We start from the raw sequence: 26,478 nt of genomic DNA, 5'->3' as shown, positions 1-26,478 counted from the left end.
AATTGTGACGGGAGTAAGAGGCTCTAAGAGTCTGTTTGGAAACTCAGCCCTCATCCTGAGGAGGCCGCGTCAGCGGCCGTCTCGAAGGATGCTCCAGATGGTTCCGGAGTCTACTGGAGCATCCTTCGAGACGCCATTCCCAACGGAATGGCTCCTCAGGATGAGTGCTCGGGGGAGTTTCCAAGCGGGTTCTCAGCACGCAGGGCCGACCTGCCTAACCGGAGTGGCTTGCCTGTGTTGCGCTATGATCGTCCAGCCGTCGGACTCGCCTTGGGCCTCTCGGGGCTCGCCGGCTTCGTCGACGCCCTCGGCTTCCTGAACATCGGCGGCTTCTTTGTCTCGTTCATGACCGGCAACACCACCCGCCTCGGCATCGAGCTGGTGGAAGGCCGCTTGGACGGCGTCCTGGTGGCCGGCATGATCATCCTTCTCTTCGTTTTCGGGGTGATCTGCGGCTCGCTCGTCGGCCATGTCGGCAAGCACCGGCGTCAGGCTGCCGTGCTCGCCTTCGTCACGCTGGCGCTGGCGCTTTCGGCCGGTCTCTACGGCGCCGGGCTGGCGGTAGCCGCCGCCGGCACCCTCGCTCTGGCGATGGGTGCCGAGAACGCCGTCTTCCAGCGCGACGGCGAGGTCACGATCGGCCTGACCTACATGACCGGCACGCTCGTCAAGATGGGCCAGCGCCTCGCCGGCGCGCTGCTGGGCGGCCCCAAGCGCGCCTTCCTGCGCCATTTCGTGCTCTGGCTAAGCCTGCTCTCCGGCGCGCTGCTTGGCGCCTATGCCCACCGGCATGTCGGACTGGCGGCGATCTGGCTGGCGGCCATGGCAGCAGCCGTGTTCACCATCGTCGCCTTCTTCATGCCCAGTGAGGACTGAGCGATCAGATTCGTTCCATCGGGGACCTTTGCCTCGCGAATGGAATCAACCATGGTTCCGGTCCGACCAGCCGGAGCTCCGCTTATGCGCGTTGCCTTCTTCGCCGCCGCCCTCGGCCTCTCCCTCGCCGCCTGCCAAACGGCTGCTCCCCCGCCGGCACCATCGCCCGAGCAGGCGCCGACCGGGGTCACGCCCAACACCTTCCGGATGCCGACCGGCTCGGGCTGCGCCGGCGAGGTCGATCGCTTCCAGGCGGTGATGGACAACGATTTGCAGACCGGCCACACCACCAAGGGCGTCCACACCCGTGTCAGCGCCGAGATCGACACGGCCCGAAAGAGCTGCGCTGCGGGCAACGATGCCGGTGCGACCTCCCAGATCCGCGCCACGCGAGCAAAGTTCGGCTATCCAGCCGGCTGATCCTTCTGCACTCGGGGGAGAAGAAAGCTCAGGCCGCCAGCCCCCGCTTCTCCAGGAGCGCGTCCGGCGTCGGCAGGCGGCCGCGGAACAGCGTATAGGCCTCCGCCGGATCGCGCGTGTCGCCGGCCGAATAGATGTAGCGCTTGAGCTTGCCGGCGACTTCCGGGGCGAAGATATTGCCCGCCTCGATGAAGGCGTTGAAGGCGTCGGCGTCCATCACCTCCGACCAGAGATAGCTGTAATAGCCGGCCGAATAGCCGTCGCCCGAGAACACATGCGAGAAATGCGGCGTGCGGTGCCGCATGGTGATTTCGGCGGGCATGCCGATCCGCGCCAGCTCCTTCGCCTCGAAGGCGAGCGGATCGACCTCCGCCGGCGCTTCCAGCGAGTGGAAGGCGAGATCGACCAGCGCCGATGAGGTGTACTCCACCGTCGCGAAGCCCTGGTTGAAGGTCTGCGCCCGCTTGATCTTCTCGATCAGTTCGTCCGGGATCGGCTCTCCGGTCTCGGCATGCAGGCAGAAGCGCTGCATGACCTCCCTGGTGAGGAACCAGTGCTCGTAGAGCTGCGAGGGCAGTTCGACGAAGTCGCGCGAGACCGAAGTGCCGGCGAGCGAGCCGTAATGCACGTCCGAGAGCAGGCCGTGCAGGGCATGGCCGAATTCGTGGAAGAGTGTGCGGGCATCGTCGATCGAGAGCAGCGCCGGCTTGCCTTCGGCCGGCTTGGCGAAGTTGCATACATTGACGATGATGGGGCGGACCTCGCCGTCGAAATTGCGCTGGCCACGATAGGCGCTCATCCAGGCGCCGGAGCGCTTCGAGGCGCGGGCGAAATAATCGCCGAGGAAGAGGCCGATATGCCGGCCGGTGGCGGTCTCGCTCACCTCGAAGACGCGGACATCCGGGTGATAGCCCTTGAGGTCAGGGCGCTCGGCGAAGGAAAGCCCGAACAGCTTGCCGGCAGTGTCGAAGGCGGCGGCAATGATCCTGTCGAGCTGGAGATAGGGCTTCAGCACGGCCTCATCGAGCGCATAAGTTTTCTGCCGGACCTTCTCGGCGTAGAAGCGCCAGTCGGACGGGCGGATCGGCGCGTTCTCCCCTTCGCTCTGGGCGAGCGCGGCAAGATCGGCCGCCTCCTGCCCCGCGCGGGCGCGGGCCGGCTTCCAGACCAGCTCGAGCAGATTGCGCACGTTCTCCGGCGTCTTCGCCATGGAATCGTCGAGCTTGAAATGGGCGAAGGTGGCGAAGCCGAGCAGCTTTGCCTTCTCGGCCCGGAGCTTGACCATCTCGGCGACGATGGCGCGGTTGTCGGTCTCGCCGCCATTCTCGCCGCGCTTGCTCCAGGCGCTGAAGGCCTGCTCGCGCAGCGCTGCCTTAGTCGAGAAGGTCAGGAAAGGCTCGATGATCGAGCGCGCCAGCGTCACCGCATGCTTGCCTTCCTGCCCACGATCGGCAGCGGCGCGCGCCATCGCCGCGACGACGAAGGGTGGCAGGCCGTCGAGATCGGCCTCGTTCTCGATGATCAGCGCATAGCTCGCCTCGTCCTTGAGCAGGTTCTGGCCGAAGCTGGTGCCGAGGCCCGCCAGCCGCTCGTTGATCGCGGCGAGCCTCGCCTTGGCCTCGCCTTCGAGCCTGGCGCCCGAGCGGATGAAGCCGCGATGCGTCCGCTCCAGCAGGCGAAGCTGCTCCTCGCTCAGCCCGAGAGTCTCGCGCGCCTCGAACACCGCATCGACGCCGGCGAAGAGCTCGTGATCCATCATGATCGTCGACCAGTGCCGCGACATCACCGGCGACATCTCCCGCTCGATCGCCTGCAGCGCCTCGTTGGTGTCGGCCCCGGCGAGATTATAGAACACGCCGCCGAGCCGGCTCATGCCACGGGCGGAGCGTTCGAGCGCCTCGATCGTATTGGCGAAGCTGGGCGCAGCCTTCTCGGCCTTGATCGCCTCGATCTCGGCCCGGTGTTGCTCCAGCGCAGCCGGATAGGCCGCCTTGATGTGCTCGGGCGTGATCTCGGCGAACGGCGGCAGGCCGAACGGCGTCTCCCAGGCGCGGCCGAACGGGTTGCCGGTGGGCAGGGCAAGGACTTCGGAGGCGATCATGGGCTGGCCTTTCAGCATTGCTGCATCGATCAAACAGAGTGGTCGTCCCGGGCGGAGCGAAGCGAAGACCCGGGACCCATTCCTGAACCTCTCTTGGAAAGGCTCAGGAATGGGTCCCGGATCGGCGCGGCTTCGCCGCTTGTCCGGGACGACCGAGATCCAGGAGGCGGATTACTCGCCCCCGAAGATATGGGTGAGATAGGGCATCATGAAGGGCGGCATGTCATAAGCCGCGCAATCGGCGAGATTGCGGACGATCACGATGTCGGACAACTCCGGCTGATCCTGCAGTCCGATCCGCGCCAGCATCATTTCACGCGCCTCATCAGCCGGCAGGTCGATCGCGACCGGCCGCATGAAAGCGACACGACCGGGCACGATCACCGCCGTCCAGCGCTCCTCGACAGAAATCTCGTCGAGCGTCAGCCCGGTCTCCTCGCAGAGCTCGCGGGTGACGCTGCCGGCAAGGTCGAGCGTGCCGTCCGGGCGGGCATCCTCCCGGTCCGGCGTGCCGGCGGCGAAATAGACCTTGCCCGGATTGGCGGTGTGGTCGCCCATCCGCCCGAGCAGGAAGCCGCCGTCGGCCGCCCTGAGCGCCGCCATGGCGAAGCCGTTGCGGATCGCCGGCGGTGGTAGGCCGAAATCGCGCCAGCTCAGGAAAGCGGCGTAATCAGCCTCGAAATAGCCGGCGTGGAACACCCCGCCCTCGATCGCGGCGCGGTGCTGCAGCATGACGCGGCCGTTGAACATCGAGGGCTTGCCGGCGCTGATCGCAGCCCAATGCGCCGCGATCTCATCTGCGCGCTCGCGAGCGAAAGCCCATTCGTAAGCTTCGACCTTCGCCTCGACGCGATCGAGCGCGACGATCTCGCCATCAACAAAGCCGGTCACAGCAGCACGCCCTCGCTCATCACCACCGCCGCGCCGCCGATCGTCGCCGAAGCGAGCGCACCGCCCGCGACCGTCAGCGTTAACTCGATCTGCGAGGGCCGGCCCATCTCGTAGCCCTGCTCGATGACGAAGCGGTGCGCGCCATCGCCCGGCTGGTCGAACGCCATGATCGCGCCGGCGAACGCGGCGACGGCCGAGCCGGTCGCCGGATCCTCGGTCACGCCGGCCTCCGGCCAGAACATGCGGGCGTGATAGTGATGCCCGGCCTCCTCCGTCTCGCGGCAATAGAGGAAGGCATTGCCGTTCTGGGCCGGCGCCATCACGCGTTCGAACGCTCCTGCGACGCGCGCCTTGGCAATCGCCTCGCGGCCGGCAACCGGAACCACCGTATAGGCGACGCCGGCCGAGAAGGCGCTCGGCCGGTGCTCCTCAAAGCCGAGATCAGCGAGTTCAAGCCCGAGCGCCTCTGCCAGCGCGGCATCGGCAATGGGCTGCGCGACCTGCTCCGGCAGCTTCGGCAGAGTGAAGGTTGCGCGAGCCGAGCGCGCATTGCCGAGCTCGATCACGCAGGGCACCAGCCCGACCTTCTCCTCCAGCACGAGCCTGTCCGCCGCCCGTCCCTCGGCCGCATCGCGCAGGGCCAGCAGCGCGGCGGTGCCGACCGTCGGATGGCCGGCGAAGGGCAATTCCTGCCCCGGCGTGAAAATGCGGATCGCCGCGCGGTGGGCGGGGTTGGCCGGCGGCGCGACGAAGACCGTCTCCGACAGGTTGAACTCGCGGGCGATCGCCTGCATCGCCGCGCTGTCCAGTCCCTCGCTATCCAGCACCACGGCGAGCGGATTGCCCGCATGCGGTCTTGCCGTGAACACGTCGAGCGTGACGAAGCGGCGGCTCATGCGGTCTCCTTCGGGATCGCAAGCGCGATCGTCAGCGGACAATGGTCGGAGGCCTTGGGCCGGTCCCAGCCGACGCGCGGATAGCGGTCGCAGGTCAGGGCGAGCTTGGCCATCGAGCGATCGGCCTCGCGCGGGTCGAGCGGCACACGGTAGGGCAGGCCGCGCCGGATCAGCTGCATCGCCGGGTTCGGATTGGCCGCAGCGAGCGCCGGCGAGAGCAGGATATGGTCGAGCGGCATATGGCTGTCGATCAGCGCCTGGCGCTCCTCCGACCAGTAGCGCCGGAAATGCGTCCAGCGCTCATGCGGCGGCAGACTCTCCATCGGATCGACCGCGAAATCATCCAGCAGCGGCTCGATGCCGCTGTCACCTTCGTCGACCGGAGCGGCGAGCGGGCCGAGCCCGATGCGATAGCCGTTGAGATCACCGAGGATCGCCCAGTTCGCCTCGCGCCAGCCAGGACCGAACCAGTCCTTGATGATTGTCTTCACCGCCAGCGCTTCGGCTCGGCGGATCGGCAAGGTCGCCTGCCGGCCATCGTCGCGGCCATTGTTCATCGACTTGAAATGGCAGCCGAACAGGGTGAGCCGCCGGTCGCCGAGGTCGAGCTCGACCGCAAGGCAGTCGCGGGCGAAGACCTTGTCGCGCGGATTGATGCCGAAGGCGGCGATCCCGGGCGAGAACGCGTCAGCGTCCGCAAAGCTCATGCCCTTGTAGGAGCGCACCGTGACCTGCGGCGGCTTCACCAGATCGCGCCGTGCGGCGAAGCCGATATCGATATTGCGCCGGTCATTGCCGTCGAGCAGGGTGAAATGGCCATAGCGATGGTCGGCGATGCGGTGGACGTAATTGGCGAAGAAGGCTTGCAGGCTCGCCAGCGAGTCGACCTCCTGCAGCATCCAGAGATCGGCATTGGCCTCGGCAATGGCGAGCGCCGTCATCTGGCGCTTGTCGTCCTCGAGCGCGACGGCGAGCGAGCGCTCGACCGCGTCGCGCTCGTCGGCGCGCGGGAAATGGAACAGCGACATCGCCGCCGCCGTCTCGGTCCGCCCGCCGGGCTCGAAGCGATGGCGCGTCAGCAGGTTCTCGACATTGAAGGTGCCGAGGCGCAGCTTCATCTCGTTCCGATCATGCGGCGAAAAGCGATGCCGCCCTATCCACCCGGCAGGAGCCGCCGTCAACTCGTCCCGAGCGCGTTCCCGGAGACCACCTTGCAGGATTGAGCGGTCTCCCGCGCGGTGAAGTTCCTGATATTCTCCCGCAGGAGGCTCATGCTGCAGCCCGAGCCGCTGACGTTGATGATCTGGCGGAAATGCACGCCCCGTCGATTGGTCCATTGTCGCGACAGCGCCGAACCGGTCCAGGCGAATTTCGCCTGCCGGCTCTCGCCGGCACCCTCGCGGTCGCCGATCGCTTCGTGCGATCCCTGATTGCCGACGCTGCCGCTCTTCAGATCATGCCGGTGGAAGATGCGCCCCTTCGACGAAACGTAGACGATCTCGGTCCAGGTCTGAGAAAAATTTCGGCCGTTACCCAGAAGGACGACTTCGCTGTACTGGGCGACGATCGATTTACCCTCCAGCGCCTCGAATGTCTGCGCCGAGGCCGAGAGCACAAATCCGCTCGCAATCAGCGCCGATACTGCAAGCATGCACTTCATGACAGGGCCTGTCCTCAACTCGCGAGACGAAGAGCCGGCAGGATAGGCTTTCGTCTCGCAGGAATTCAAGTCTTCTCCGCGACAAAACTGACGCTCGGCGTGACGAACTCGTCCTGCGCCGCCACGGTCAGGATCTCGCGCGAGCCTGCCTCCTTGGTCCGCTTCAGTAGCCCGTAGATCGAGGAGGCCGCCTTGCCGAGCGCGCTCGCCGCTGAGCCGTCGCGCAGATAATGGACGAAGAACAGCGCCGCGATCGCATCGCCGGCACCATTGATGTTGATGTCGATTTTCGGCGTGCGCACCCGGTACGTCCCCTGCCCGTCCGCCGCCATCAGGTCGATCGAATCGTCGGGCGTCTCATTAGTGATCAGCGAGGTCACCAGCACGACCTTCGGCCCGGCATCACGCAGCGCCTCGACGGCGCGATGGGCGTCGGCCAGCGTTCTGACCTCGACATCGGTGAGCAGTTCCAACTCGAACTGGTTCGGCGTGACGATGTCGGCGGCCGGCACCGCCTGCTCGCGCATGAACTCCGGGATCCCCGGCCGGACGAAGACGCCGCGGCCGACGTCGCCGATCACCGGATCGCAGCAATACATCGCCTTCGGATTGGCCTCGCGCACCTTCGCCACCGCCGAGAGGATGGCGTGGCCGATATCGGCCGAGCCCATATAGCCTGACAGCACGCCGTCGCATTTTCCGAGCACGCCGCGCTCGCCGATGCCCGTCATCAACTCGTCGATCGTCGCACCATCGAAGACCTGCCCCTTCCACGCGCCATAGCCGGTGTGGTTCGAGAACTGCACGGTGTGGATCGGCCAGACCTCGACGCCGAGCCGCTGCATCGGGAACACGGCGGAGGTATTGCCGACATGGCCATAGGCGACATGGGACTGGATCGAGAGGATGTTCATGAGGGTAGGCCAGCCTTCGACGAGACGAGGCGGCGAACCTAAAGCAATTCCAGCAAAAGTGCGTAGCGGTTTTGCGGCCGGAATTGCGCGAAGACCGAAAGATGGCTGGTGCGGCCCGCGCCAATCGAAAGCGGTTATGAGAGCGATCAGGCTCAGCGCTACAAGCTCGACAATCGCGCCACGGCAGCCGTGTCGGTGAACTGGGTTACGCTCTTCACCTTGCCGTCCGCAATGGTGAAGATGTCCATGATCTCGAACGCGGCGCTGCGTCCGGTCGGCTTGCATTCGACATTGGCGCGCCAATGAAGCGTCGCCCTGTCACCGTCGACCGTCAGCGCCAGTTCCTCGACGTCGCTGAAGACATAGGTCGCGATCAGGCCGGCCATCTGCTCACGCACGGCCGCCTGCCCTTCCGGCTGCACGAATATCTCCGCAACCTGCGGCCCACCGGCTAGCCGATAGCTGCAATCAGGGTGCATATAGCCCATCAGGGCATCGAGATCGCCGCGATGACGGGCGGCATAGGCATCGCGGATCAGGGCTTCGACGGCAGCGCGATCGGTCATGGCGCCTCTCCTTACGTCAACCGCCACTTTCGCGCCGCGGCGACTCCAAGTCCAGCGTGCAGTTGGCCGCCGCGCTCAGGCCGGCGAGCCCATGATGTAGGGTACGCTGGCGATGACGATGGCGAGCTGGGCGGCATTGCACGCCATGCCGCCGTAATGCAGCCGGCGTAGATGGCGGCCGACATCGGCGAGCCAGGCGGCGATCTGCGCATCCATCCGCGCCAGGAACCAGCGCCGCCCCAGCAGCGTCGTCGCCAGGACGCCGACCCCGATCACGAAGGCCCAGCGTTCCGTCAGGGCGAAGACCACCGTCCCGACGACGGCCGCGACGGCTAGCACCTGGAAATAGGCACTGAACATCATCCGCATCAACCGGGCGACCGGCAGGACATCGAGCTTCACGAACAGGAAGCCGGGGGCCGCCAGCAGCAGATAGCCCATCGGCAGGATCAGGATGACGAAGGCAAACAGGGCTCCGGCATTCGGCGTCATGCGAGCACCTTCTGGCCCTCCTGCCAGAAAGGCTTTCCAGCAGACGCCGCCGCACTATTCACCCACCGGCAGTTGCAGACAATTGGACTTTTGGTGGACCGAAAGCTGAGCTGCCTGCCGAACGAATACAGGAAAATGCTCGTTCTAAAGCAGGGAAATCCTCTGCCTCTGGGATGTCCATCTAGAATCCAGCGCGGCTGCCGAGCAAAACACTGGGCCTAAGGTCTAGTTGTAGAAGGCTGAATTCTTCATCACCCTGCTTGCCGCAAGCCGGATGCTTGACGCAACAGCGCAGCGGCTCGGCACCGAAAAGAAAAAACAAGAATTGAAACAGCGGAGGAATGACAATGAGCAGGTTCTCCTGGCTTTGGCGCGCGCTACGCAGGAACAGGCCCCAGGACTACGACAAGACGCTTTCTGAACAGCCTGACGGCAGCGATCGCCGCCGCCTGCTCCAGGCACTCTCCGCGCTGGCCGGAGGGGGCGCCCTGACCGCGATGTCGCCGCCGGCCGGAGCGAAGGATTCCAGCGACCTGCCACCACCGAAGCGAGCGCTGACAGGTCGCGATGCGGCCGGCAAATCGGTATTCAAGTCCTTCGACGTCACGCCCAAGGTCGTCGAGATCGACTAGAACCCCGGGCTGACCTTCTACGAGCTCTACATCACCGAGGGCATACCGCAGCTGACCGGCCAGGAACCTGACTCGATGCTGAATGGCACGGTCGCCTTTCCCGGACCGGGCGGCACGATGTTCCGGCTGATATCCTATCCGCCGCGCCGGCCTGAGGGCTGGAAGCCGCCGGCCGGCGTGACCTTCAAGAGCGCGCTGGAGGAAATGTCGGAGAAGATCCCGCGCATGGGCGACCATTTCGACCTCAGCGCTCCCGGCATGCACACCTCCGACACCATCGACTACGGCGTCGTCGTCCGTGGCGAGATGACGCTCGAGCTGGACGACGGACAGCTGGTCCACCTGCGCCAGGGCGACTGCATCGTCCAGAACGGCACCCGGCATCGCTGGCGCAACCCGTTGCCTGAGCCCTGCCTGATGGCGTTCATCTCGGTGGGCGGGAAGCGAGCTTAAGCCTTCTCCTTCTCCCCTTGGGGGAGAAGGTCCCGGCAGGGGGATGAGGGCGGTTCGACCGGGTGAAACGAGAAAGGGCCGCTCGCGCGACCCTTCCCTCATCCGTCAGCGCTTCGCGCTGCCACCTTCTCCCCCGAGGGGAGAAGGGGCTTCCGTCGCGCTTACGACCCTGCAGCCGCCTTCTTGGCGAACGAGTCGATGAAGGTCTTGGTCAGGTCGACATTAGAGTTCGTCAACTCGGGGTCGAGCAGCTTGAGCGAGTCGTACATGCTCTTCATCGCATCGGCGGTCGGGATGCCGGTGCGCGAATAGCTCTCCTGCGAGTTCTTCACCGCCGTCAGGTAGAGCGGCTTGTCACCGAGATGGTATTCCGCCGGGACGAGATCGGCGACATCCTCGGGCTTGGCCGTCTCCAGCCATTTCAGCGACTTCATCAGCGCGTTGACGAGTTTCTGCGTCGTCACCGGGTTCTTCTCGGCAAAGTCGTTCTTGAGATAGAGGACCGCAGCCGGATTCGAGCCGCCGAACAGCGCCTTGGTGCCGGCCTCCGTGCGGGTGTCGATCAGCGAGACGATGTCGCCGTCCGATTCCAGCTTCGAGGTGACGGGGTCGAGATGCGAGATCACGTCGACCTGCTTCTGCTTGATCGCCGCGACCGCGCTGGCGCCGGCGCCGACGCCGATGATCGCGGCGTCGCTCGCCTTCAGGCCCGCCTTGACCATGGCGTATTGCGCGGTCAGCGCCGTCGAGGAGCCGGGCGCGGTGACGCCGATCTTCAGGCCCTTGAAATCGGCCGCGGACTTGACCTTGTCGGCAAGGTCCTTGCGTACCGCAATGGTGATCGCCGGGAAGCGCCCGAGCTCGATCACGGCGCGGATGTCCTGGCCCTTGGCCTGCATGCGGATGGTGTGCTCATAGGCGCCGGTGACGACGTCGACCGAGCCGCCGACCAGCGCCTGCAGCGACTTGGCGCCCCCGCCGAAATCGTTGATCTCGACGTCGAGCCCCTGCTCCTTGAAGAAGCCCTTCTTCTCCGCGACGGTCAGCGGGAGATAGTAGAGCAGTTGCTTGCCGCCGACGCCGAGCGTCAGCTTCGGCTTCTCGGCATTCTGGGCGAACGCCGGCGAGAGGCCGAGGGCCGTGGTGACAGCGAGCGCGGCCAGCGCCGCACGACGAGTGAAAAACATCGGTTTCCTCCGGTTGAGCGATGACGCGCTTCGAAAAAGGCGCGATTTCGCGACGAAGATAGGCGCATTGCCGCAAGCGGGGCAAGCGCAGGCATGCCGATGCACAGCGCGCGAAGCCGGGGCCGATCGCCGCGGAAGCGACAGGAAAGATTCAAGGCTTGTTAAAGCCGGTCTTCCACACTGGCCGTCGCAGCAACTTCCGACGATGCCTCGACGACGGCTTTCGACCAGAACGGACGAAACAGGAGACGGTCATGGTGGACGCAGTAGCGGCCCGGACTGCGCCTTCCCCCTATAAGCTTCCGCAGAGCCCGCCGTCTAGCGTGCTGGCTCCGGATAGTGCGAGCTCTTCGCCTGCCACGGTGACCTCGGCAACGCCCGATCGGGACGATGCCGTCATCCTCGACCTGTCCGACCAGGCTCGCGCCGCCCTCGCCCAGGGCAGCACAAGCGGGCGGACACCAGGAGCCGGCGGGGACGACCCGGCCGAGCCGAGCTGGGTCGAAAAGCGCTTCAAGCTGATGACGGAGTACACGGCGCTCCAGCAGGAGCTCGTCTGGCTCAGCGACCGGACGATGGCCAATGCGCTCGACGAAATGTTTCAAGGTGGCGTCGCAGTACAGGACGAGGGCGGCACGACGGATAAACAGGAGCAGTTCGACCGCGACATGCAGCGGCGCGAGGAGCTGATGCTGCGCTATGCCGAGCTGATACGGATGCTCGGAGCTTCGCCGGGCCAGAAGAGCACGGACGATTCGGGCTAGAGCATTTTCGAGCGAAGTGGACACCGGTTCGCGTGAAGAAAATGCGATAAAGCAAGGACTTATAGCAATTTCGCGATTCGAGGAATTGCGGAAATGCTCTAGCGGAAGATGCGGCTCGCATAGAGCGTGATCGCGAAGCAGGCGAGCGCGACGCCGAGCAGGATCCAGTTCGTTCCCGTCGGGTTTTCCAAAGCCGCGTTGGATGGGTCCTGCGGATCGTAATGCACCTCGACCGGCGAGCCGGCCGGATAGCGATCGGCGATGCCCTGCGCAAAACTCGCCGAGCCCGAGACCTCAAGGCCGAGCTTGACCTGCCGGCTGTGCAGGCGGTTGCCCTCGACGGTGTAGGCGAATTCGACGACAGGGAGATAGGTCGTGCGCGTCTTGCCGTTCTGCGTCGAATGGCGCTGCTCTACGGTGCTGGAGACGACCTCCCCGGCAGTGACCGGCCAGGCATTGGCGCGGGCGAGATAGCGCCGGTGGCCGACGAAGAACAGCAGCGCCGCGCCGCCGAACAGGCCGGCGAACAGCATCACCGGGACATCCGCATCCGGCATGCGCGCCTTGAGGACTTCGGCCCCCTCTGTCGCCACCCAGTAGAGTCCCCAGACGAGGAGCAAGACGACGAGCAGTGCGAGGCCGCAACCCTTGACCGCACCCTTCGGCGCTTCGCGCTCCAGAACGGAGTCGCTGGGATCGGTCGGGTCGTAATGGACGGTCACGTTCCTGCCCGCCGGATAGCGCGCCAGCGCCTCCTGCGCATATTTGCCGCTGATGTCGCCGAGGCTGACCCGCGTGCCTTGATAGGTCACCCCGCCGACCGAGAAGGAGTAGGTCACGGCGGGAACGTTGACGACGGTCCCGATCTCGTTGCCCTCGGGCGGGCGCCGCACGGCCATCTGTGAGCGGATGATGCGCCCCGGCGCCTGCGACCAGCTGCTGGCGCGCCGCACCTTGAGCATCGCATTGACGACCATGGCGGCGACCATCACCACCATCGGCAGCGCGATCAGCGCGATATTGCCCATGGTCGTTCCGACGAAAGGCAGCCGTTCGACCCAGCTCTCCGGCAGCACCTCCACGATCACGAAGATCAGCGCCAGCGAGGCGACGACCGCTATCACCGCCCAGGTCGGCGGCTCGCCTCTGGCCTCGGCCGCCTTGGCCGGCGAGACCTTGGGCTGCCAGGCCAGCTTGCCCCGCCAGGTTCTGTCGCCACCGAGATAGGCGAGGAGTATCCGCTTCAGCGTCGCGGCGTCGACCGTCTCGGCCGCATCGAACCGCGCCTTGCCGGAGTGATAGGCCAGCCGGAACCGACCTCTCCCTTCCAGCCCCGCTTCGACATAGCCGTCATCGTCGGAGAGGGTGATGAACCAGTCGGGATCGTCGCCGCGCTGGTCGACGGCGCGGGTTATGTCCTCGGCCGTCGGATCGGTCGTTATGCGATCGCAGACATCGAGTTCCATGATCGCCCCCGATGATGGAAGGGCGAGCATGGCGCTCGTTAAGGCCTTAAATCAAGTCACGCTGACCCTACGTCGTGGTGGTCGAGCTCTGGCCCGGCCGCCAGACCAGAAGCCGGTTCTCGACCAGCGTCACGATCGAATCGATCAGGATCACGAAGATCGCCAGGATGAGCATGCCCGAGAACACGCCGGTGACGTCGAAGACGCTCTCGGCCTCGTGGATCTTGTAGCCGAGCCCGGCCGAGGACCCGAGATATTCGCCGACCACCGCGCCGACCAGCGCAAAGCCGACCGAGGTGTGCAGGGACGAGAACATCCAGGTCAGCGCCGACGGCCAGTAGACATGGCGGAAGAGCTGGCGCTCGTTCATCCCCAGCATGCGGGCATTGGCCAGCACGGTCGGCGAGACCTCGCGCACGCCCTGGTAGACGTTGAAGAAGACGATGAAGAACACCAGCGTGAAGCCGAGCGCCACCTTCGACCAGATGCCGAGGCCGAACCAGAGCGCGAAGATCGGCGCCAGCACGACGCGCGGCAGTGCGTTCGCCGCCTTGATATAGGGATCGAACACCGCCGCCAGCAGTTCGTTCCGGGCGAAGGCGAAGCCGAAGAAGATGCCGGCCGCCGAGCCGATGACGAAAGCGAGCACCGTCTCGGTCAGGGTGATGCCAAGATGGTAGTAGATATCTGCCCCGGTCAGCTGCTTCCAGGTCCGGGCCAGCACGTCGGCCGGGGTCGAGAAGAAGAACTGCGTCGTCTTGATGTCGCCGAACAGGCTGGTGGTGGTGACGATGTGCCAGATCGCCAGGAAGACGATCATGACCAGGATCTGGAGCGAGAGGAGCTTGACGCGGTTCATGACGAGGCCCCCTCGACCAGTTCTTTGCCTTCGCCCATCGCATAGGCCTTCTGGACCTCGACCCTGAGCGAGGCCCAGATGTCGCGATGGATCTCGTGGAAGGCCTTCTCCAGCCTGATCTCGGCGATGTCGCGCGGCCGCGCCAGCGGCACGCGATAGTCGGCGACGATGCCGGCGGCGGGGCCGGCCGTCATCACTACGACCCGATCGGAGAGCGCGATCGCCTCCTCCAGATCGTGCGTCACGAAGATCAGCGCCTTCCGGTCCTTCGACCAGAGATCGAGCAGGAGATTGCCCATGATCTGCCGGGTCTGCGCGTCGAGCGGCCCGAAGGGCTCGTCCATCAGGAGGATCTCGGGATCGCGGATCAGCATCTGCGCGAGGGCCACGCGCTTGCGCTGGCCACCGGAGAGCATGTGCGGATAGCGCTCGACGAAGGCGCGCAGGCCGACGCGCCCGAGCCAGTCGCGCGCCCGCTTGTCGGCCTCGGCATCCGAAACGCCCATCGGCTCCAGCGCGACCTTGACGTTGTCGAGCGCCGTCTTCCACGGCATCAGCGCGTCCTGCTGGAAGAGATAGCCGGCGCGGCGGTTGAGGCCGGACAGCGGCTGGCCGAAGATCGAGACCTTGCCGGCGGACGGCGTCAGCAGACCGGCGGCGGCATTGAGCAGGGTCGACTTGCCGCAGCCGGTCGGTCCGACCACCGAGACGAACTCGCCCGGCGCGACGGACAGATCGATGCCCTTCACCGCCTGGTAGCGGCTGCCGCCCTTGAGATGGAAGGTGATGTCGATGCCGGCGAGCTTGACCGCCGGCTGTTCCGCTGCCGCGCCCCTATCGCCGGGCGGGCTGACCTTGGACTCCATGGATATCCCATCCCCTGCCGTCGCCAGCCTTCCGGCGCGCGGCTTATTTCCGTTCGTCGCGAACACTAGGCAATCAACCCGCGAAGGCAACCCGCCCCGCCAGCCTGCTAACCGGTAGCGAAAAATCGACGCTTCTGCTCTATCGCTCCCAATACCGTTCGCGCCGGCTTCAGGAGAATCGCCAGCCCATGCCCCAGCTTGAGCAATGGATGCACGAGCTTGTCGCGTTCATGCGCGTCAACCAGTACTGGGCGGCGCCGATCGTCTTCTTCATCGCCTTCGCCGAATGCGTCGCGATCCTGTCCTGGCTGGTGCCGGCGACAGTGTTCTTCACCGCTTTCGGCGCGATCGCCGGCGCCTCCGGCCTCAACCTCGTGCCGCTCTCGCTGGCGGCAGCGCTCGGCGCGGCCTCAGGCTTCTGGATTTCTTACTGGGTCGGCCTCGTCCTCGGGCCGCGCGTCAATGACCACTGGCCGATCCGCAACAACCCGGCCCTGCTTCAGCGTGGCCACGACTTCTTCGAGAAATGGGGCGTGCTCGGCGTCGCCATCGGCCATTTCTTCGGACCCATCCGGGCGGTGATCGCGCTCGTCGCCGGCATCGTGAAGATGCCGTTCTGGCCCTTCCAGATCGCGAACTTCGCTGCGTCCTTCGCCTGGGGCTTCGGCCTGATCTACGGGGCCGGTCGCTTCTCCGAATACATGATGCAGTTCACCGGCAAATAAGGTCGCGCCAATCGCGGCGAAAACCCGGCGAGGAGCATAACGCCAGCTGAACGCTCGCCTCAGATCGCGTTCAGCCGCCCCGGCCGAAAGTCCAGCCATCGCGCCTCGACCGGATCCTCCGGTCCGTAACCGGCGCGGCGGCGCGGACGGCCCGGCATCCGCGCAGCTCCAGCTTCCCGGGCAGGGCTTACAGGAGTCCACGCCATGACGATGTCTCGTTTCGCTATCGGCCTCGCCGCGCTCGCGCTCGCCGCCGGCCCGGCCCTCGCACAGACCGCGACCCAGCCCACCACCCCGGCCAAGCCGGCCGCGCCCGTGACGACGCCCGCCACACCGGCCGCCCCCGCGGCGAAACCGGCCGCGCCGACCACGCAGGCCCAGACCAAGAAGGTCAATATCAACACCGCCAGCGCCGCCGAGCTCGAGCAGCTCAAGGGCATCGGCGAGGCCCGCTCCAAGAAGATCATCGAGGAGCGCGGCAAAGCGAAGTTCAAGAACTTCGACGATCTGGTGAAGCGCAGCGTGCTGCCCTCGAACGTCGAGGCCGAGATCAAGGATCACGTCACCTTCTGATCCCCCTCAAGCGAAAAAAGAGCCGGCCGCTCTCGCGGCCGGCTCTGCCGTTTCCGGGCGGGCTAGATGCCATCGCCCTGCGCCTGCGAGGCATCAGCCTCCCGCAGCGCCTGGGCACAGTCGTCGCAGCAGACCTCGACGGTATTGCCGCCGATCGTAATCTTGATCGGGGTTTCGTCGAGTTCGCAATCGCAGGCTGCGCAGGTTCCACTCATGGCCTTCCTCCTTCTCGCGGCCGCTCATTCGGCCGCCCTGAGAAGGACCACCCGGCCGCCCTCCGCGCTGTCGGATTCTTTAGCGATCCGCTCGGGTGAAACCGAGGTTCCGGCGCTCAGGCCGCGCAGCGCCTGATCCACGCTTTCCCCACCCGCAAGACCTCGCCGCTCCTCGACGCGCAGCGAGATGATGCCCGTCGGGTCGCCGAAGAACGGCGCCGCCGTGGCGTCGCGCAGATCGCTGTCGCGCAGTCCGAGATCGCGCAGATCGCGTTCGCTCATGTCGCAGAGGGTGCGATAGTCGCGGCGCGATTGCAGCCAGTTGTCGAGCGCGCCGAGAATGCGGCCAAGCACGTCGAACATCGCGAGCACAGGCTTGGCCGATCCGATGATGAAGCTGATCATGACCTGTCTCCGTCGTTGTGAGACGGAACAGGACACCCTCTGGCTGTCAGCCGCTGTCAGAATCTTTCGCGATCAGTGACAGCGTCTGTCAGCGGAGATTGAGCGAGCGCTGGAACTCCGCCGGCGTGCGGCCATAGGCCTGCCGGAACGCGGCGCTGAAATGGCTGTGGCTGGAGAAACCAAGCTCGAGCCCGAGCTGGGTCAGGTCGTCAGAGTCGCCGAGCAGGTCGAGCGCCCGCGCCAGCCGCAGGCGCAAGTGGTAGCGATAGAGCGGCACGGCCTCGACCTGGGCGAAGACCTGCGTGAGATAGACCGGGGAGACCCCGACCTCCGAGGCGATCTCGGCCAATGTCCAGCGCCGGGCGAGATCGGAGGCCATCACCACCTTGGCCCGATCGACGAGCTTGCGCCGCCCGGCAGAAGCGCCGGCAGTATGCGAGGTCCGTTCGCCCAAGGCACGCCGCACCAGCGTCAACGCCAGCGTCTCCGCTTCGAGCGGCTCGGAAATGCCGCGCTGCAGGCTGTGCCGCAACAGGGCGACGAGCACCTGCGCGCGCGGGTCAATCCGGCGGCGCTGCATCAGGAAGGAGGCCGCCCCCCTGCGCAACAGCTCTGCCGGCGCGAGTTCGTCCAGAATGTCTTGGCTGAGGCGCAAATCGAGGCAGGCATCGCCGCCGGCAACTGGGTGGCTGACCTGGTAGCCCTCATGCGGATTGAAGAACAGGACCTGATTGCTCTCCGCGACCGCGTCGTCACGCCCGACATGGCGGACGAAGATACCGCGATAGGGAAAGACCAGATGGGTGGCGTGCGCACACTCTTCGCCGCTGCGATGCCGGCACTCGCCGGAGCAGACGACGTCGCGCACCAGCACGATCTCGCTGTCGAGAAGCCTGCTCACCGAGAACTGCGACATGCCTGCCTTTCGCGGTGCGCTCAAGACGAGCCGGCCGGGCCAGGCTGAGTTGGCTTAGCCCTGCCGGCTCTGGCGCCATCGCGAACTACAGCACGCCGAAGACGATCATTGTCAGCAGGGCGAACGAGGCGCCCAGCGCCAGATGTGCTAGCTTGAACTGAAACCCCTGGGACGCAGGCATCGATCGGATCGGTGTCATCATCGCCTCCATCTGTTCAGCTTGGTCTGTTTCGTCAGTGAATGCCTTCGCCGAAATTGGCGCTCGATCTGTTAGGCCCACACCCCCGCTACGATCCAGCCGACCACCGCGAGCGCCAGGCCTGCGACCAGGACAACCAGCACTGGCCGGTCGAGGAAGCCTTGCCTCGCCTCCACGGGGGTCTCGACCGCCGGGTCGGCGCTGGAATGGACATCCGCCCGCATCGGCGGAATCGGATCGCCACCCTGCTCAGGAATGCGCGCCTCGCGCGCCTTGACGTCGTCTTGCATGACCGCCTCCATTTGCTCCTTCGCCATCAGCCTCCGACGGCGCGGATGAGCACGCTCGCCAGCAGTGTGACGGCGAGAAATCCGCCCAGGAGCAGGATCGGCAGCTGATCCTCCCACGAGACAGGCTTGGCGACATCGGCCAGCCCGTGCCGGGCATGGCGTTGATGCAGCCGTTCGATCGCCCTCTCTCTCAGTTCGTCCTGGCCGGTCATCGCACGCTCCTGCATGTATTGACTGGAGCATCAACGTCCAGCGCGGGGGCCGGTTCCCAGGCCGGGTTCCCTCAACGCGAAACGGGCGCCCGTCGAGGCGCCCGTTCCCTTTCAATTTCAAGCAACTGCAAGCGTTTCCGGAATCAGCTTGCCATCGCGTTGAATCGCGATGCGAAGTCCGGCGCTCGCCTCAGTTCTTGGTCTTGTCGACCAGGGCCTTGGCTTGATCCCGAAGGCCCGGCGGCAGCCGGGCCGTCGCGAAATCAGGAAGCGTGGATCAACCCTCAGTTCTTGGTCTTGTCGACCAGGGCCTTGGCCTTGATCCACGGCATCATGTCGCGCAGCTTGGCGCCGACTTCCTCGATCGGATGAGCGGCGTAGCGGGCGCGGGTCGCCTTGAACGAGGTCTGGTTGACCTTGTTCTCCAGCATCCAGTCGCGGGTGAACTTGCCCGACTGGATGTCGCTGAGCACGCGCTTCATCTCGGCCTTGGTCTCGGCGGTGATGATGCGCGGGCCGGTGACGTACTCGCCATACTCGGCGGTGTTCGAGATCGAGTAGTTCATGTTGGCGATGCCGCCCTCATAGATGAGGTCGACGATCAGCTTCACTTCGTGCAGGCACTCGAAATAGGCCATCTCGGGAGCGTAGCCGGCCTCGGTCAGCGTCTCGTAGCCGGCCTTGATCAGCTCGACCAGGCCGCCGCAGAGCACGACCTGCTCGCCGAACAGGTCGGTCTCGCACTCTTCCTTGAAGGTGGTCTCGATGATGCCGGCGCGGCCGCCGCCATTGGCCGAAGCGTAGGACAGGCCGAGGTCATGGGCGTTGCCGGTTGCGTCCTGATGGATCGCGATCAGGGTCGGCACGCCGCCGCCGCGCTGATACTCGGAGCGGACGGTGTGGCCCGGGCCCTTCGGCGCGACCATCAGCACGTCGAGGTCCTTGCGCGGCTCGATCAGGTTGAAATGGACGTTGAGGCCGTGCGCGAACAGGAGGGCGGCGCCCTCCTTCATGTTGGCATGCAGCTCGTCGCGATAGATGTCGCCCTGCAGCTCGTCCGGGGTCAGCATCATCATGATGTCGGAGACCTTGGCGGCCTCGGACGGGGTCATGACCTTGAAGCCGGCCTCTTCGGCCTTCTTGCGAGTGGCCGAGCCGGCCTTCAGCGCGATGATGACGTCCTTGACGCCGGAATCGCGCAGGTTGAGCGCATGGGCATGGCCTTGGCTGCCGTAGCCGACGATGCAGACCTTCTTGCCCTTGATCAGGTTGATGTCGGCGTCGCGATCGTAATAAACGCGCATTGGATGCGTCCTTCCTTGGGTTGATCTCTAGGCTTCAAGCTTTCGGTACGGTTTTCGGCCGCCCGTGAAGTGCGAGGAACTGGTCGGTGGCCCGGGCCGCGTCGCGCTGGATCTCGGCCTTGCCGGAGGCGAGCGCGTCGCCCAGCAGCAGCCTGACCTGGACATCGCGGCCGACCAGGCCAAAGAAGGTGCGGAACGCCGTTTCCGCGTCATCGAAATCGAGCAGCCCAGCGGCGCGACCGGCTTCCAGAACCGGCTTCAAGCGCTCGCCGATGGCGAAACGCCCGTTCGCCAGCACGATGCCGCCGAGATTGCTCTTGCCCGAGGCGGCATGGCCGATGGCGGCGCGGTTGAGCGCGATCGAGGTCTGGCTCGTGATCACGCTCAGCCAGTTCTCGGCGAAGTCCCGCAGGCTCTTGCGCAGCGTCGCCGCGTCGAGCGCCTGGCGGTCGTAATTGTCGGCGCGGACCTTCGAGGCCTGCCATTGCACGGTCGCGGTCAGCAGCCCGTCGCGATCGCCGAACCATTTGTACAGCGTCTCCTTCGAGCAGCTCGCGCGCCGCGCCACTGCGGTCATGGTCAGCTGGTCGCCCTGCTCCACCATCAGTGCCAGCACGGCGTCGAGCACGGCCTGCTGCCGCTCGCTCAGCGCCTCGCCTTGACTATGGGTCGCGGTGTCGTTCATCGCTCTGGAGAGTACCGTACGTTACGGTTCTGCCGTCTATCGCACGGCTTGCCGGGGCGCAAGGGCACGCCGGAGAAATTTCATCGCCACTTGTGCTGTCAGGGCACCTATATCTTCCCAGCAAGACAGCCTTGCCGGAGCCTACGATGCCACAGACGACCCCACCTGAAGCCGCCGAGGTCCTCGCCTTCTGGCGGGAGGCCGGCCCGGACAAATGGTTCGCCAAGGACGAGGACTTCGACGCCGAGATCGCCCGGCGCTTCCGGCCTTTGGTCGATGCCGCAGCGCGCGGCAGGCTTTCGGATTGGGAGGACAGCCCGGAGGGCGTCTATGCGTTGCTGATCCTGCTCGACCAGTTCCCGCGCAATCTCAATCGCGGCTCGGCCCACGCCTTCGCCGCAGACCCGCTGGCCCGCGAGGTTGCCGGCCGGGCGATCGCGCGCGGCTTCGACGAGGCCTTCGAGAATCCGGAGCGGCGCTTTTTCTACATGCCGTTCATGCACTCCGAGGACCTTGCGGACCAGGAGCGTTGCGTCGCCCTGAGCAAGGCTTCGGGCGATGACGACTCGGTCAAATACGCGATCATCCATCGCGACATCATCCGCGATTTCGGCCGTTTCCCCCACCGCAACGCCGTCCTCGGCCGAGAAAGCTCGGCCGAGGAGCAGCGCTTCCTCGATGATGGCGGCTTCAGCGGCTGATCATCCTCGTGTTGCCCTTCGATGAGCCTCGGCCAGTTCGGCCATGCTCTTGAAATGGAAGTCGACCTTCGGCCGGTTCGCCGGCATCTGCGTTGCCCCGCTCCCGGCCATGCCGAAGCGCCGGTCGATCCAGGCGCGCGCCAGCCCGGCCCGCTCGGCCGGGACATGATCGTGGAACAGGCTCTGCGCGGTGTGCAGGACATCGCCGGGCTTCAGGCCGAGGTCGGCCTCGAGATGCGCCAGCAGATAGGCGAAATTGCGCGGATCGGGCTTGTAGGAGCCGATATCCTCGGCCGTGTAGATCGCGTCGAAGGCCACGCCGAGCTTGCGATTGCTGGCCGCGAAGCTCGTCCGATCGACATTGGAGAGGATGACGAGCTTGTAGTGTCGCTTGAGATAGGCGAGCGCCTCGGCGGAATCCGGGAAGGCCGGCCAGTCCGGCACCGAGCCGCCGAAGCGCTCATTCAGGTCGGCATGGATGTTGACGCCGAGATCCTTGGCGAGCCGGGCATGGACGGCGGCGAGCAATGTCGAATAGCGCAGCGACGGCCCCGCCTCCTCCAGCTCGCTCTCAAGCTTGCCGAAGCGCGCCAGCGCTTCTTCGCGCTTGAGGTTGAGCCGGCCGGCGCTGATCAGTGGCTGCAGCGCGTTCCAGATTCCTGTCTCCCAGTCGATCAGCGTGCCGTAGCAGTCGAAGGTCAGAACCTTGAAATCGGTGAGTTTCATCGCGGGTCGTCCTCATGGATGCGGAGCTGCATCGACCATAGCGAGCTCCCGCACCGCCGTGATGAGGCGAAGCTCCGAACGACTTGACCGAAGCTGCGCTTATCGGCTCCGACCCGCCGCACGGAATTCCGACGGCGTCAGGCCGAAGCGCCGCCTGAACTGCCGGTTGAAGGACGAGGCGTTCTGGTAGCCGAGACCGTAGGCGATCTCCGAGATCGGCAGCGCTGTCTTGACCAGCAGCTCGGCGGCTTCGTCGAACAGCCTGGTCAGTTGCGCCTGCTTTGGCGACTGCCCCGTGGTCGCGCGGAACAGCGCATGGAACCGGCTCTGGCCGAGGCCCGCGGTCCGCGCCATCTCCGCGACGCTCCCTGCCCCGTCAGAGTGCGCGACCTCGATGACCCGGCCCTCCGCCCGCGACAACGGCCGAGGCATGGCACTCGGCGCAACCAGTTGCAGCCCAGCCATGGCCATTTGAGCCGCATCGCTCGGCCGGCAAGTCCCGGCCTCGACCTCGGCGCCGAGCTGGCGGAACATCCGCCACAGCCAGGGCTCGACCCGCGTCAGCGACGGCACGGGGTCGCGCAGCAGCGCCGGCTCGGCCTCGCCGGCGAAGGCTCCCGCCTCGACATCAAGGATGAGCATGCTGCAATCAGCCGTCGGCTCGAAATCATGCTCGTGCTCGCGCGGGATGATCGCGACGCACTGGCTCGACACGACGCTGCGATGGCCCTCGACATCGAGCCGCATCGCGCCCTGCATCGGCAGCAGGATCTGGCTGTAGTCGTGGCGGTGGCGGTCGCCGCCGCGATAGCTGCGGAGTTCGAGGTGGATGGACATCACCTGCTCAGGCGCAAGAGAGCATCATGCAGCCCATTTTGCCGCCGATCGGCGCAGGCGATCAAGAGCCTCAGCCGCCCGCCGCCTGCTGCGCCGCGATCCGCTGCAGAAAGATCGCCGCCACCGTCAGCACGAAGCCGGCCCACCACAGCGGCGAACGCAGGCTCTTGCCCGAGCCGAGCGGCTCGGCCTCGGCCTGGCCGGTCAGGCGCCGGTAGATCGGCCAGGCGAAACAGGCGAAGCCGATGCCGCCAAGGCCGAGCGAGATTTCATTCAGTCCGATCGTCACCGCTCAACCCTCTCCCCGGCCAGCGCCGGACGATCGCTTTCAGCAGCAATCGCGGGCTCCTTCAACCCCAGCCGCCCCAAGGGATCGCCGATCAAGCCGGCGACCAGCAGCGCCAGCATCCGGTCGATGCCGGGCAGCCGCGCCAAGGGCGGAACCACCCGGTCGCGGATCACAGGCAGCACGGCGCTGTCGGACTGGTAGAACGGCGTGAACATCCGGCTGGCCGCCTGATAGAGCCGCACATGCCAGCGGCGGAGCTGGGCATAACGGAGCAGCGCGGCGTCGAGATCGCCGGCCTGGTCGAGCGCCACCGCCAGCGCATAGGCGTCAAGCAGGGCCATGTTCGCCCCCTGCCCCAGCTGCGGGCTGGTCGAATGGGCGGCGTCGCCGATGAAGGCGATCCGCCGGCCACGAGGCAGCGGCAGCGTCTGGTGGCGATAGCTCGCGAAGGTCAGCTGCTCCGGCGCGACGATATGCGCGAGCAGCGGCGCGGTCGCCGGCCAGATCCGCTCGACCTCGGCTTTCCAGGCCGCTAGCCCGGCCTTGCGCCAGGCATCGAGCGCATCCGCCTTCAGGCTCCAGAACAGCGCCGCCTGCGGCTCCGGCTCCTCGCCATGCCGTCCGATCGGCAGCACGCCGACCATCACGCTGGCGCGGCGATAGCGCTGTTCGAGCGCGTGACGATCGAAGTCGGTTCCGGCGAGCGGCACATTGGCCCAGAGCGCGCCATAGCTCAGCGGCGTGCGGGTCACAGGCCGAGCGGCATGGCCGAGCAGGGCGGAGCGCGTTCCCGACGCATCGACGACGAGGTCGAACGGGCCGATGCGGCGGCCACTCGCGGCGATCAACGAGACCTTGCCGCCAGGGGAATCATCAATGTCGCTGACCTCGATCCCGGTCTCGATCGCGACAGTTCGCTTCTGCACGGAAGCGAACAGCGTCTCGAACAGCGCCGCGCGGTGGATGCCGACGCCGAAGCGCTCGCGCTTCAGCGCGGCGTAGCGCACATCGAGCACCACCGAGTCCGTGGTGGCATTCAGACCGAACAACCGATCGATCCGGCTGCCAGTGGCGATCAGCGGCGCGGCCAGGCCGAGTTCGTTCAGAACGGCGAGCCCGCTCGGCTGCAGGATCAGGCCGGAGCCGAGCGGCTGCGGCTCGTTGAAGCGCTCGACCAGCGTGACGGTGTGGCCGACCCGTTCGAGCAGCAGCGCGGCCGCCAACCCGGCGGTTCCGCACCCAATGATCGCGATCGAAAGGCTGCGACTCATGCCGCAACCAATCTAGCGAGCTACATCGCCTCCGCGCCGCGGCTCATCGCCGCGATGCCGGTGCGCGAGACTTCCGTGAGGCCGACCACCGTCATCAGCTTGATGAAGCGCTCGATCTCGTCGGTCGCGCCGGTGAGCTCGAAGACGAAGGAGGTCAGCGTCGCGTCGAGCGTGCGCGCGCCGAAGGACGCAGCGAGTCGCATCGCCTCGACGCGGTAGTCGCCCTTGCCGACGACCTTGACCAGGCAGAGCTCGCGCTCGATCGCCTCGCCCTGCAGGGTGAGATCGACGACGCGATGCACCGGCACCAACCGGTCGAGATGCGCCTTGATCTGGTCGATCACGTTCGCCGTGCCGGAGGTGACGACGGTGATGCGCGAGAGATGCTTCTCGTGCTCGGTCTCGGAGACGGTGAGGCTCTCGATGTTGTAGCCGCGGCCGGAGAACAGCCCGGCGATGCGGGCGAGAACGCCCGGCTCGTTGTCGACGATCACCGCCAGGGTGTGGCGGGCGATCGGCTGGGCGGTCGGAGCGGTTGGATAATGTGTCGTGTTCATGTCTGGGCTCGGCTTCGGCTGAGATTTGGACGGAAATCGGTGAGGATCGGTTCGTCGAGCTCGTCGACGGCTACGATCCACGGCTCGGCCAGAGCGGCCTCGCGCCAGGCCTGGAAGCCAGCGGTGCCCTGTACCGCCTCGACATAGGCGGCGCTGACCGGATCGAGCGCGACTGAGTAGGTGGTGAAGCGGGTCGTTACCGGAGCGAACATCGCGTCCGCAGCGCTGAACTCGCCGAACAGGAAATCGCCGCCCGCACCGAAGCGCTGGCGCGCATCGCGCCAGATCTCGGTGATGCGCGCGATGTCGGCCGCGACCGCCTCACCGCGATCGCGCGCCGGATGCACCCAGGCGAGGTTCATCGGGCAGGCGCCGCGCAAGGCGCCGAAGCTGGAGTGCATCTCGGCGCAGATCGAGCGCGCCAGCGCACGCGCCGACCTGTCGCGCGGCCAGATCGCCAATTCCGGATGCGTCTCGGCAATGTACTCGATGATGGCGAGCGAATCCCAGACCGCGATCGCTCCATCGACCAGCGAGGGAACCTTGCGGGCGGGGGTGTACTCGGCGACCGTGCGCTTCCAGCCGGGATCGTCCATGGTCGGCCCGAATGGGATCAGGATCTCCTCGAACGGGATGCCGAACTGCTTGAGGACAAGCCAGGGCCGCAGCGACCAGGACGAGTGAGTCTTGTTGGCGATGATCAGCTTCACGCCGCCTGCTCCATCGCCAGCGTGAAGTCGAGCGCAGCCTCGACATGCAGCGCCGTGGTGTCGAAGGCCGGGAGGTCGAAATCGGCCTGCGAGACCAGGAGCCCGATCTCGGTGCAGCCGAGGATGACGCCATCGGCGCCCTGCTCCCGCACCGCCCGCGCGACGATCTCGCGATAGCGCGCCTTCGAGGCCGGCAGGACCACTCCGCGGCAGAGCTCCTCATAGATGATGCGGTGGACATCCGTCCGCTCGGCCTCGTGAGGCACCAGCGTCTCGACGCCGAAGGCGCCGAGCCGGTCGCGATAGAAGCGCTGCTCCATGGTGAAGCGCGTCGCCAGCAGCAGCGGACGGCGCGAGGCGGTCTTGCGGATCGCCTTGGCGGTGACGTCGGCGAGATGCAGGAAGGGCAGGTTCGTCGCCTGGGTGATGTGGTCGGCGAGCTTGTGCATGGTGTTGGTTGCCAGAACGATGCAGACGGCCCCACCCTGCTCGAGCCGGCGGGCGCTCGACGCCATCGCCGCCCCAGCGCGGTCCCAGTCGCCCTTCGCCTGCATTTCGGCGATCGGCGAGAAGTCGACCGAATGCAGCAGGACATCGGCCGAGTGAAGCCCGCCCTGGCGCGCCCGCACGCCCTCGTTCAGCAGCCGGTAATAGACCGCCGTCGATTCCCAGCTCATCCCGCCGATCAGGCCGATGGTCGCCATGTGGATTTGTCCCTCATCCCACCCTCAGCCCTCATCCTGAGGAGCGATCGCAGATCGCGTCTCGAAGGATGCTCCAGCCGGTTCCGGAGCGTCCTGGAGCATCCTTCGAGACGCCG

Annotated in this window: 34 protein-coding genes; 8 read left to right on the top strand and 26 right to left on the bottom strand. The window is 66.2% G+C overall.

All coding sequences use genetic code 11. The annotated features are described in order from the left end of the window. Positions 1-234 precede the first annotated feature (234 nt). Both V7S63_RS10745 and V7S63_RS10740 read left to right on the top strand, forming a co-directional pair. Complete coding sequence (locus V7S63_RS10745; protein WP_336530194.1) at positions 235-876, top strand: YoaK family protein; 642 nt, start codon at positions 235-237, stop codon at positions 874-876. 84 nt (positions 877-960) lie between these two features. Further along, positions 961-1,296, top strand: coding sequence for a hypothetical protein (locus V7S63_RS10740; protein WP_091840652.1), 336 nt, complete (start codon positions 961-963; stop codon positions 1,294-1,296). Positions 1,297-1,324: 28 nt separating this feature from the next. On the opposite strand, the gene V7S63_RS10735 is transcribed toward V7S63_RS10740, so the two are convergent. From V7S63_RS10735 to V7S63_RS10700, 8 genes are all read right to left on the bottom strand, one after another. Further along, positions 1,325-3,397: a M3 family metallopeptidase gene (locus V7S63_RS10735; protein WP_336530193.1), complete on the bottom strand. Its 2,073-nt coding sequence runs from the start codon at positions 3,395-3,397 to the stop codon at positions 1,325-1,327. A 171-nt stretch (positions 3,398-3,568) separates the two neighbouring features. After that, positions 3,569-4,288 (bottom strand): NUDIX hydrolase, encoded by a 720-nt coding sequence (locus tag V7S63_RS10730; RefSeq protein WP_336530192.1) that lies wholly within the window; start codon positions 4,286-4,288, stop codon positions 3,569-3,571. Beyond that, positions 4,285-5,184: a PhzF family phenazine biosynthesis protein gene (locus tag V7S63_RS10725; RefSeq protein WP_336530191.1), complete on the bottom strand. Its 900-nt coding sequence runs from the start codon at positions 5,182-5,184 to the stop codon at positions 4,285-4,287. The genes V7S63_RS10730 and V7S63_RS10725 overlap by 4 nt, the downstream gene beginning before the upstream one ends. After that, complete coding sequence (locus tag V7S63_RS10720) at positions 5,181-6,302, bottom strand: endonuclease/exonuclease/phosphatase family protein (RefSeq protein ID WP_336530190.1); 1,122 nt, start codon at positions 6,300-6,302, stop codon at positions 5,181-5,183. Before V7S63_RS10720 ends, V7S63_RS10725 begins: the two co-directional genes overlap by 4 nt. Positions 6,303-6,361: 59 nt before the next feature. Next, a complete protein-coding gene (locus V7S63_RS10715; RefSeq protein ID WP_143079782.1) occupies positions 6,362-6,913 on the bottom strand; it encodes a hypothetical protein in 552 nt (183 codons plus the stop codon). Next, positions 6,910-7,758 (bottom strand): pyridoxal kinase PdxY, encoded by an 849-nt coding sequence (gene pdxY / locus V7S63_RS10710; RefSeq protein ID WP_336530189.1) that lies wholly within the window; start codon positions 7,756-7,758, stop codon positions 6,910-6,912. The genes V7S63_RS10715 and pdxY overlap by 4 nt, the downstream gene beginning before the upstream one ends. Positions 7,759-7,916: 158 nt before the next feature. Beyond that, positions 7,917-8,324, bottom strand: a complete 408-nt coding sequence (locus V7S63_RS10705) for a nuclear transport factor 2 family protein (protein WP_336530188.1) — start codon at positions 8,322-8,324, stop codon at positions 7,917-7,919. 75 nt (positions 8,325-8,399) lie between these two features. Further along, complete coding sequence (locus V7S63_RS10700; protein WP_336530187.1) at positions 8,400-8,816, bottom strand: hypothetical protein; 417 nt, start codon at positions 8,814-8,816, stop codon at positions 8,400-8,402. Between the two features lie 347 nt (positions 8,817-9,163). Here V7S63_RS10700 and V7S63_RS10695 point away from each other — a divergent pair, with 347 nt between their 5' ends. Both V7S63_RS10695 and V7S63_RS10690 read left to right on the top strand, forming a co-directional pair. After that, positions 9,164-9,448, top strand: a complete 285-nt coding sequence (locus V7S63_RS10695) for a hypothetical protein (protein WP_336530186.1) — start codon at positions 9,164-9,166, stop codon at positions 9,446-9,448. Between the two features lie 75 nt (positions 9,449-9,523). After that, the gene (locus V7S63_RS10690; RefSeq protein ID WP_336530185.1) at positions 9,524-9,901 is read left to right on the top strand and encodes a cupin domain-containing protein; all 378 of its coding nucleotides are present in this window, start codon (positions 9,524-9,526) and stop codon (positions 9,899-9,901) included. Positions 9,902-10,062: 161 nt separating this feature from the next. Here the strand turns inward: V7S63_RS10690 and V7S63_RS10685 are convergent, their stop codons facing one another. Beyond that, complete coding sequence (locus tag V7S63_RS10685) at positions 10,063-11,088, bottom strand: ABC transporter substrate-binding protein (protein WP_091840635.1); 1,026 nt, start codon at positions 11,086-11,088, stop codon at positions 10,063-10,065. A 254-nt stretch (positions 11,089-11,342) separates the two neighbouring features. Between V7S63_RS10685 and V7S63_RS10680 the strand changes: the two genes are divergently transcribed. Beyond that, positions 11,343-11,852, top strand: a complete 510-nt coding sequence (locus tag V7S63_RS10680) for a hypothetical protein (protein ID WP_336530184.1) — start codon at positions 11,343-11,345, stop codon at positions 11,850-11,852. Between the two features lie 98 nt (positions 11,853-11,950). Here the strand turns inward: V7S63_RS10680 and V7S63_RS10675 are convergent, their stop codons facing one another. The 3 genes from V7S63_RS10675 to V7S63_RS10665 all read right to left on the bottom strand — a co-directional run bounded on the left by V7S63_RS10675 (position 11,951) and on the right by V7S63_RS10665 (position 15,043). Continuing rightward, on the bottom strand, positions 11,951-13,318 hold the full coding sequence (locus V7S63_RS10675) for a DUF3592 domain-containing protein (protein WP_336530183.1): 1,368 nt from the start codon (positions 13,316-13,318) through the stop codon (positions 11,951-11,953). Positions 13,319-13,385: 67 nt separating this feature from the next. Next, entirely contained in the window at positions 13,386-14,177 is a 792-nt protein-coding gene (locus tag V7S63_RS10670) for an ABC transporter permease (protein WP_336530182.1), read from the bottom strand. Further along, a complete protein-coding gene (locus tag V7S63_RS10665) occupies positions 14,174-15,043 on the bottom strand; it encodes an ABC transporter ATP-binding protein (protein ID WP_091840624.1) in 870 nt (289 codons plus the stop codon). The genes V7S63_RS10670 and V7S63_RS10665 overlap by 4 nt, the downstream gene beginning before the upstream one ends. Positions 15,044-15,231: 188 nt before the next feature. On the opposite strand from V7S63_RS10665, the gene V7S63_RS10660 reads away from it, so the two are divergent. Further along, positions 15,232-15,768, top strand: coding sequence for a DedA family protein (locus tag V7S63_RS10660; RefSeq protein WP_091840621.1), 537 nt, complete (start codon positions 15,232-15,234; stop codon positions 15,766-15,768). 204 nt (positions 15,769-15,972) lie between these two features. Next, positions 15,973-16,341 carry a ComEA family DNA-binding protein gene (locus tag V7S63_RS10655; RefSeq protein WP_336530181.1) on the top strand — a complete coding sequence of 123 codons (369 nt, stop codon included), beginning with the start codon at positions 15,973-15,975 and terminating at the stop codon, positions 16,339-16,341. A gap of 62 nt (positions 16,342-16,403) precedes the next feature. Here the strand turns inward: V7S63_RS10655 and V7S63_RS10650 are convergent, their stop codons facing one another. The 7 genes from V7S63_RS10650 to V7S63_RS10620 all read right to left on the bottom strand — a co-directional run bounded on the left by V7S63_RS10650 (position 16,404) and on the right by V7S63_RS10620 (position 20,567). Then, positions 16,404-16,556: a hypothetical protein gene (locus V7S63_RS10650; protein WP_336530180.1), complete on the bottom strand. Its 153-nt coding sequence runs from the start codon at positions 16,554-16,556 to the stop codon at positions 16,404-16,406. 24 nt (positions 16,557-16,580) lie between these two features. Next, complete coding sequence (locus V7S63_RS10645; protein ID WP_336530179.1) at positions 16,581-16,961, bottom strand: DUF1127 domain-containing protein; 381 nt, start codon at positions 16,959-16,961, stop codon at positions 16,581-16,583. An 88-nt stretch (positions 16,962-17,049) separates the two neighbouring features. Continuing rightward, positions 17,050-17,877 (bottom strand): helix-turn-helix transcriptional regulator, encoded by an 828-nt coding sequence (locus V7S63_RS10640; protein WP_336530178.1) that lies wholly within the window; start codon positions 17,875-17,877, stop codon positions 17,050-17,052. 270 nt (positions 17,878-18,147) lie between these two features. Continuing rightward, positions 18,148-18,366 carry a hypothetical protein gene (locus V7S63_RS10635; RefSeq protein WP_143079780.1) on the bottom strand — a complete coding sequence of 73 codons (219 nt, stop codon included), beginning with the start codon at positions 18,364-18,366 and terminating at the stop codon, positions 18,148-18,150. Positions 18,367-18,392: 26 nt separating this feature from the next. Further along, positions 18,393-18,578, bottom strand: a complete 186-nt coding sequence (locus tag V7S63_RS10630) for a hypothetical protein (RefSeq protein ID WP_091840610.1) — start codon at positions 18,576-18,578, stop codon at positions 18,393-18,395. A gap of 284 nt (positions 18,579-18,862) precedes the next feature. Next, the gene (ilvC, locus tag V7S63_RS10625) at positions 18,863-19,882 is read right to left on the bottom strand and encodes a ketol-acid reductoisomerase (protein WP_091840607.1); all 1,020 of its coding nucleotides are present in this window, start codon (positions 19,880-19,882) and stop codon (positions 18,863-18,865) included. A 34-nt stretch (positions 19,883-19,916) separates the two neighbouring features. Continuing rightward, positions 19,917-20,567, bottom strand: a complete 651-nt coding sequence (locus V7S63_RS10620) for a TetR/AcrR family transcriptional regulator C-terminal domain-containing protein (RefSeq protein WP_336530177.1) — start codon at positions 20,565-20,567, stop codon at positions 19,917-19,919. 146 nt (positions 20,568-20,713) lie between these two features. Here V7S63_RS10620 and V7S63_RS10615 point away from each other — a divergent pair, with 146 nt between their 5' ends. Continuing rightward, the gene (locus V7S63_RS10615; protein WP_336530176.1) at positions 20,714-21,268 is read left to right on the top strand and encodes a DUF924 family protein; all 555 of its coding nucleotides are present in this window, start codon (positions 20,714-20,716) and stop codon (positions 21,266-21,268) included. Here the strand turns inward: V7S63_RS10615 and V7S63_RS10610 are convergent, their stop codons facing one another. The 7 genes from V7S63_RS10610 to V7S63_RS10580 form a co-directional block, all read right to left on the bottom strand. Continuing rightward, positions 21,269-21,994: a haloacid dehalogenase type II gene (locus tag V7S63_RS10610; protein WP_336530175.1), complete on the bottom strand. Its 726-nt coding sequence runs from the start codon at positions 21,992-21,994 to the stop codon at positions 21,269-21,271. A gap of 99 nt (positions 21,995-22,093) precedes the next feature. Continuing rightward, positions 22,094-22,831: a helix-turn-helix domain-containing protein gene (locus V7S63_RS10605; protein WP_336530174.1), complete on the bottom strand. Its 738-nt coding sequence runs from the start codon at positions 22,829-22,831 to the stop codon at positions 22,094-22,096. Positions 22,832-22,901: 70 nt separating this feature from the next. Further along, the gene (locus V7S63_RS10600) at positions 22,902-23,120 is read right to left on the bottom strand and encodes a hypothetical protein (RefSeq protein WP_091840596.1); all 219 of its coding nucleotides are present in this window, start codon (positions 23,118-23,120) and stop codon (positions 22,902-22,904) included. Beyond that, the gene (locus V7S63_RS10595) at positions 23,117-24,391 is read right to left on the bottom strand and encodes an FAD-dependent oxidoreductase (RefSeq protein ID WP_336530173.1); all 1,275 of its coding nucleotides are present in this window, start codon (positions 24,389-24,391) and stop codon (positions 23,117-23,119) included. Before V7S63_RS10595 ends, V7S63_RS10600 begins: the two co-directional genes overlap by 4 nt. A gap of 20 nt (positions 24,392-24,411) precedes the next feature. Next, the gene (gene ilvN, locus V7S63_RS10590) at positions 24,412-24,948 is read right to left on the bottom strand and encodes an acetolactate synthase small subunit (RefSeq protein ID WP_091840591.1); all 537 of its coding nucleotides are present in this window, start codon (positions 24,946-24,948) and stop codon (positions 24,412-24,414) included. Next, positions 24,945-25,658: a glutathione S-transferase family protein gene (locus V7S63_RS10585; RefSeq protein WP_336530172.1), complete on the bottom strand. Its 714-nt coding sequence runs from the start codon at positions 25,656-25,658 to the stop codon at positions 24,945-24,947. Before V7S63_RS10585 ends, ilvN begins: the two co-directional genes overlap by 4 nt. Continuing rightward, positions 25,655-26,362, bottom strand: a complete 708-nt coding sequence (locus V7S63_RS10580; RefSeq protein ID WP_100963356.1) for an aspartate/glutamate racemase family protein — start codon at positions 26,360-26,362, stop codon at positions 25,655-25,657. Before V7S63_RS10580 ends, V7S63_RS10585 begins: the two co-directional genes overlap by 4 nt. Positions 26,363-26,478: the final 116 nt, after the last annotated feature.

The sequence above is a fragment of the Allobosea sp. CCNWLY174 genome, from assembly GCF_037120455.1.
GTDB lineage: Bacteria > Pseudomonadota > Alphaproteobacteria > Rhizobiales > Beijerinckiaceae > Allobosea > Allobosea lupini.
The sequence above is the reverse complement of the archived record's forward strand: the minus strand, read 5'-3'. Positions and strand labels throughout refer to the sequence as shown.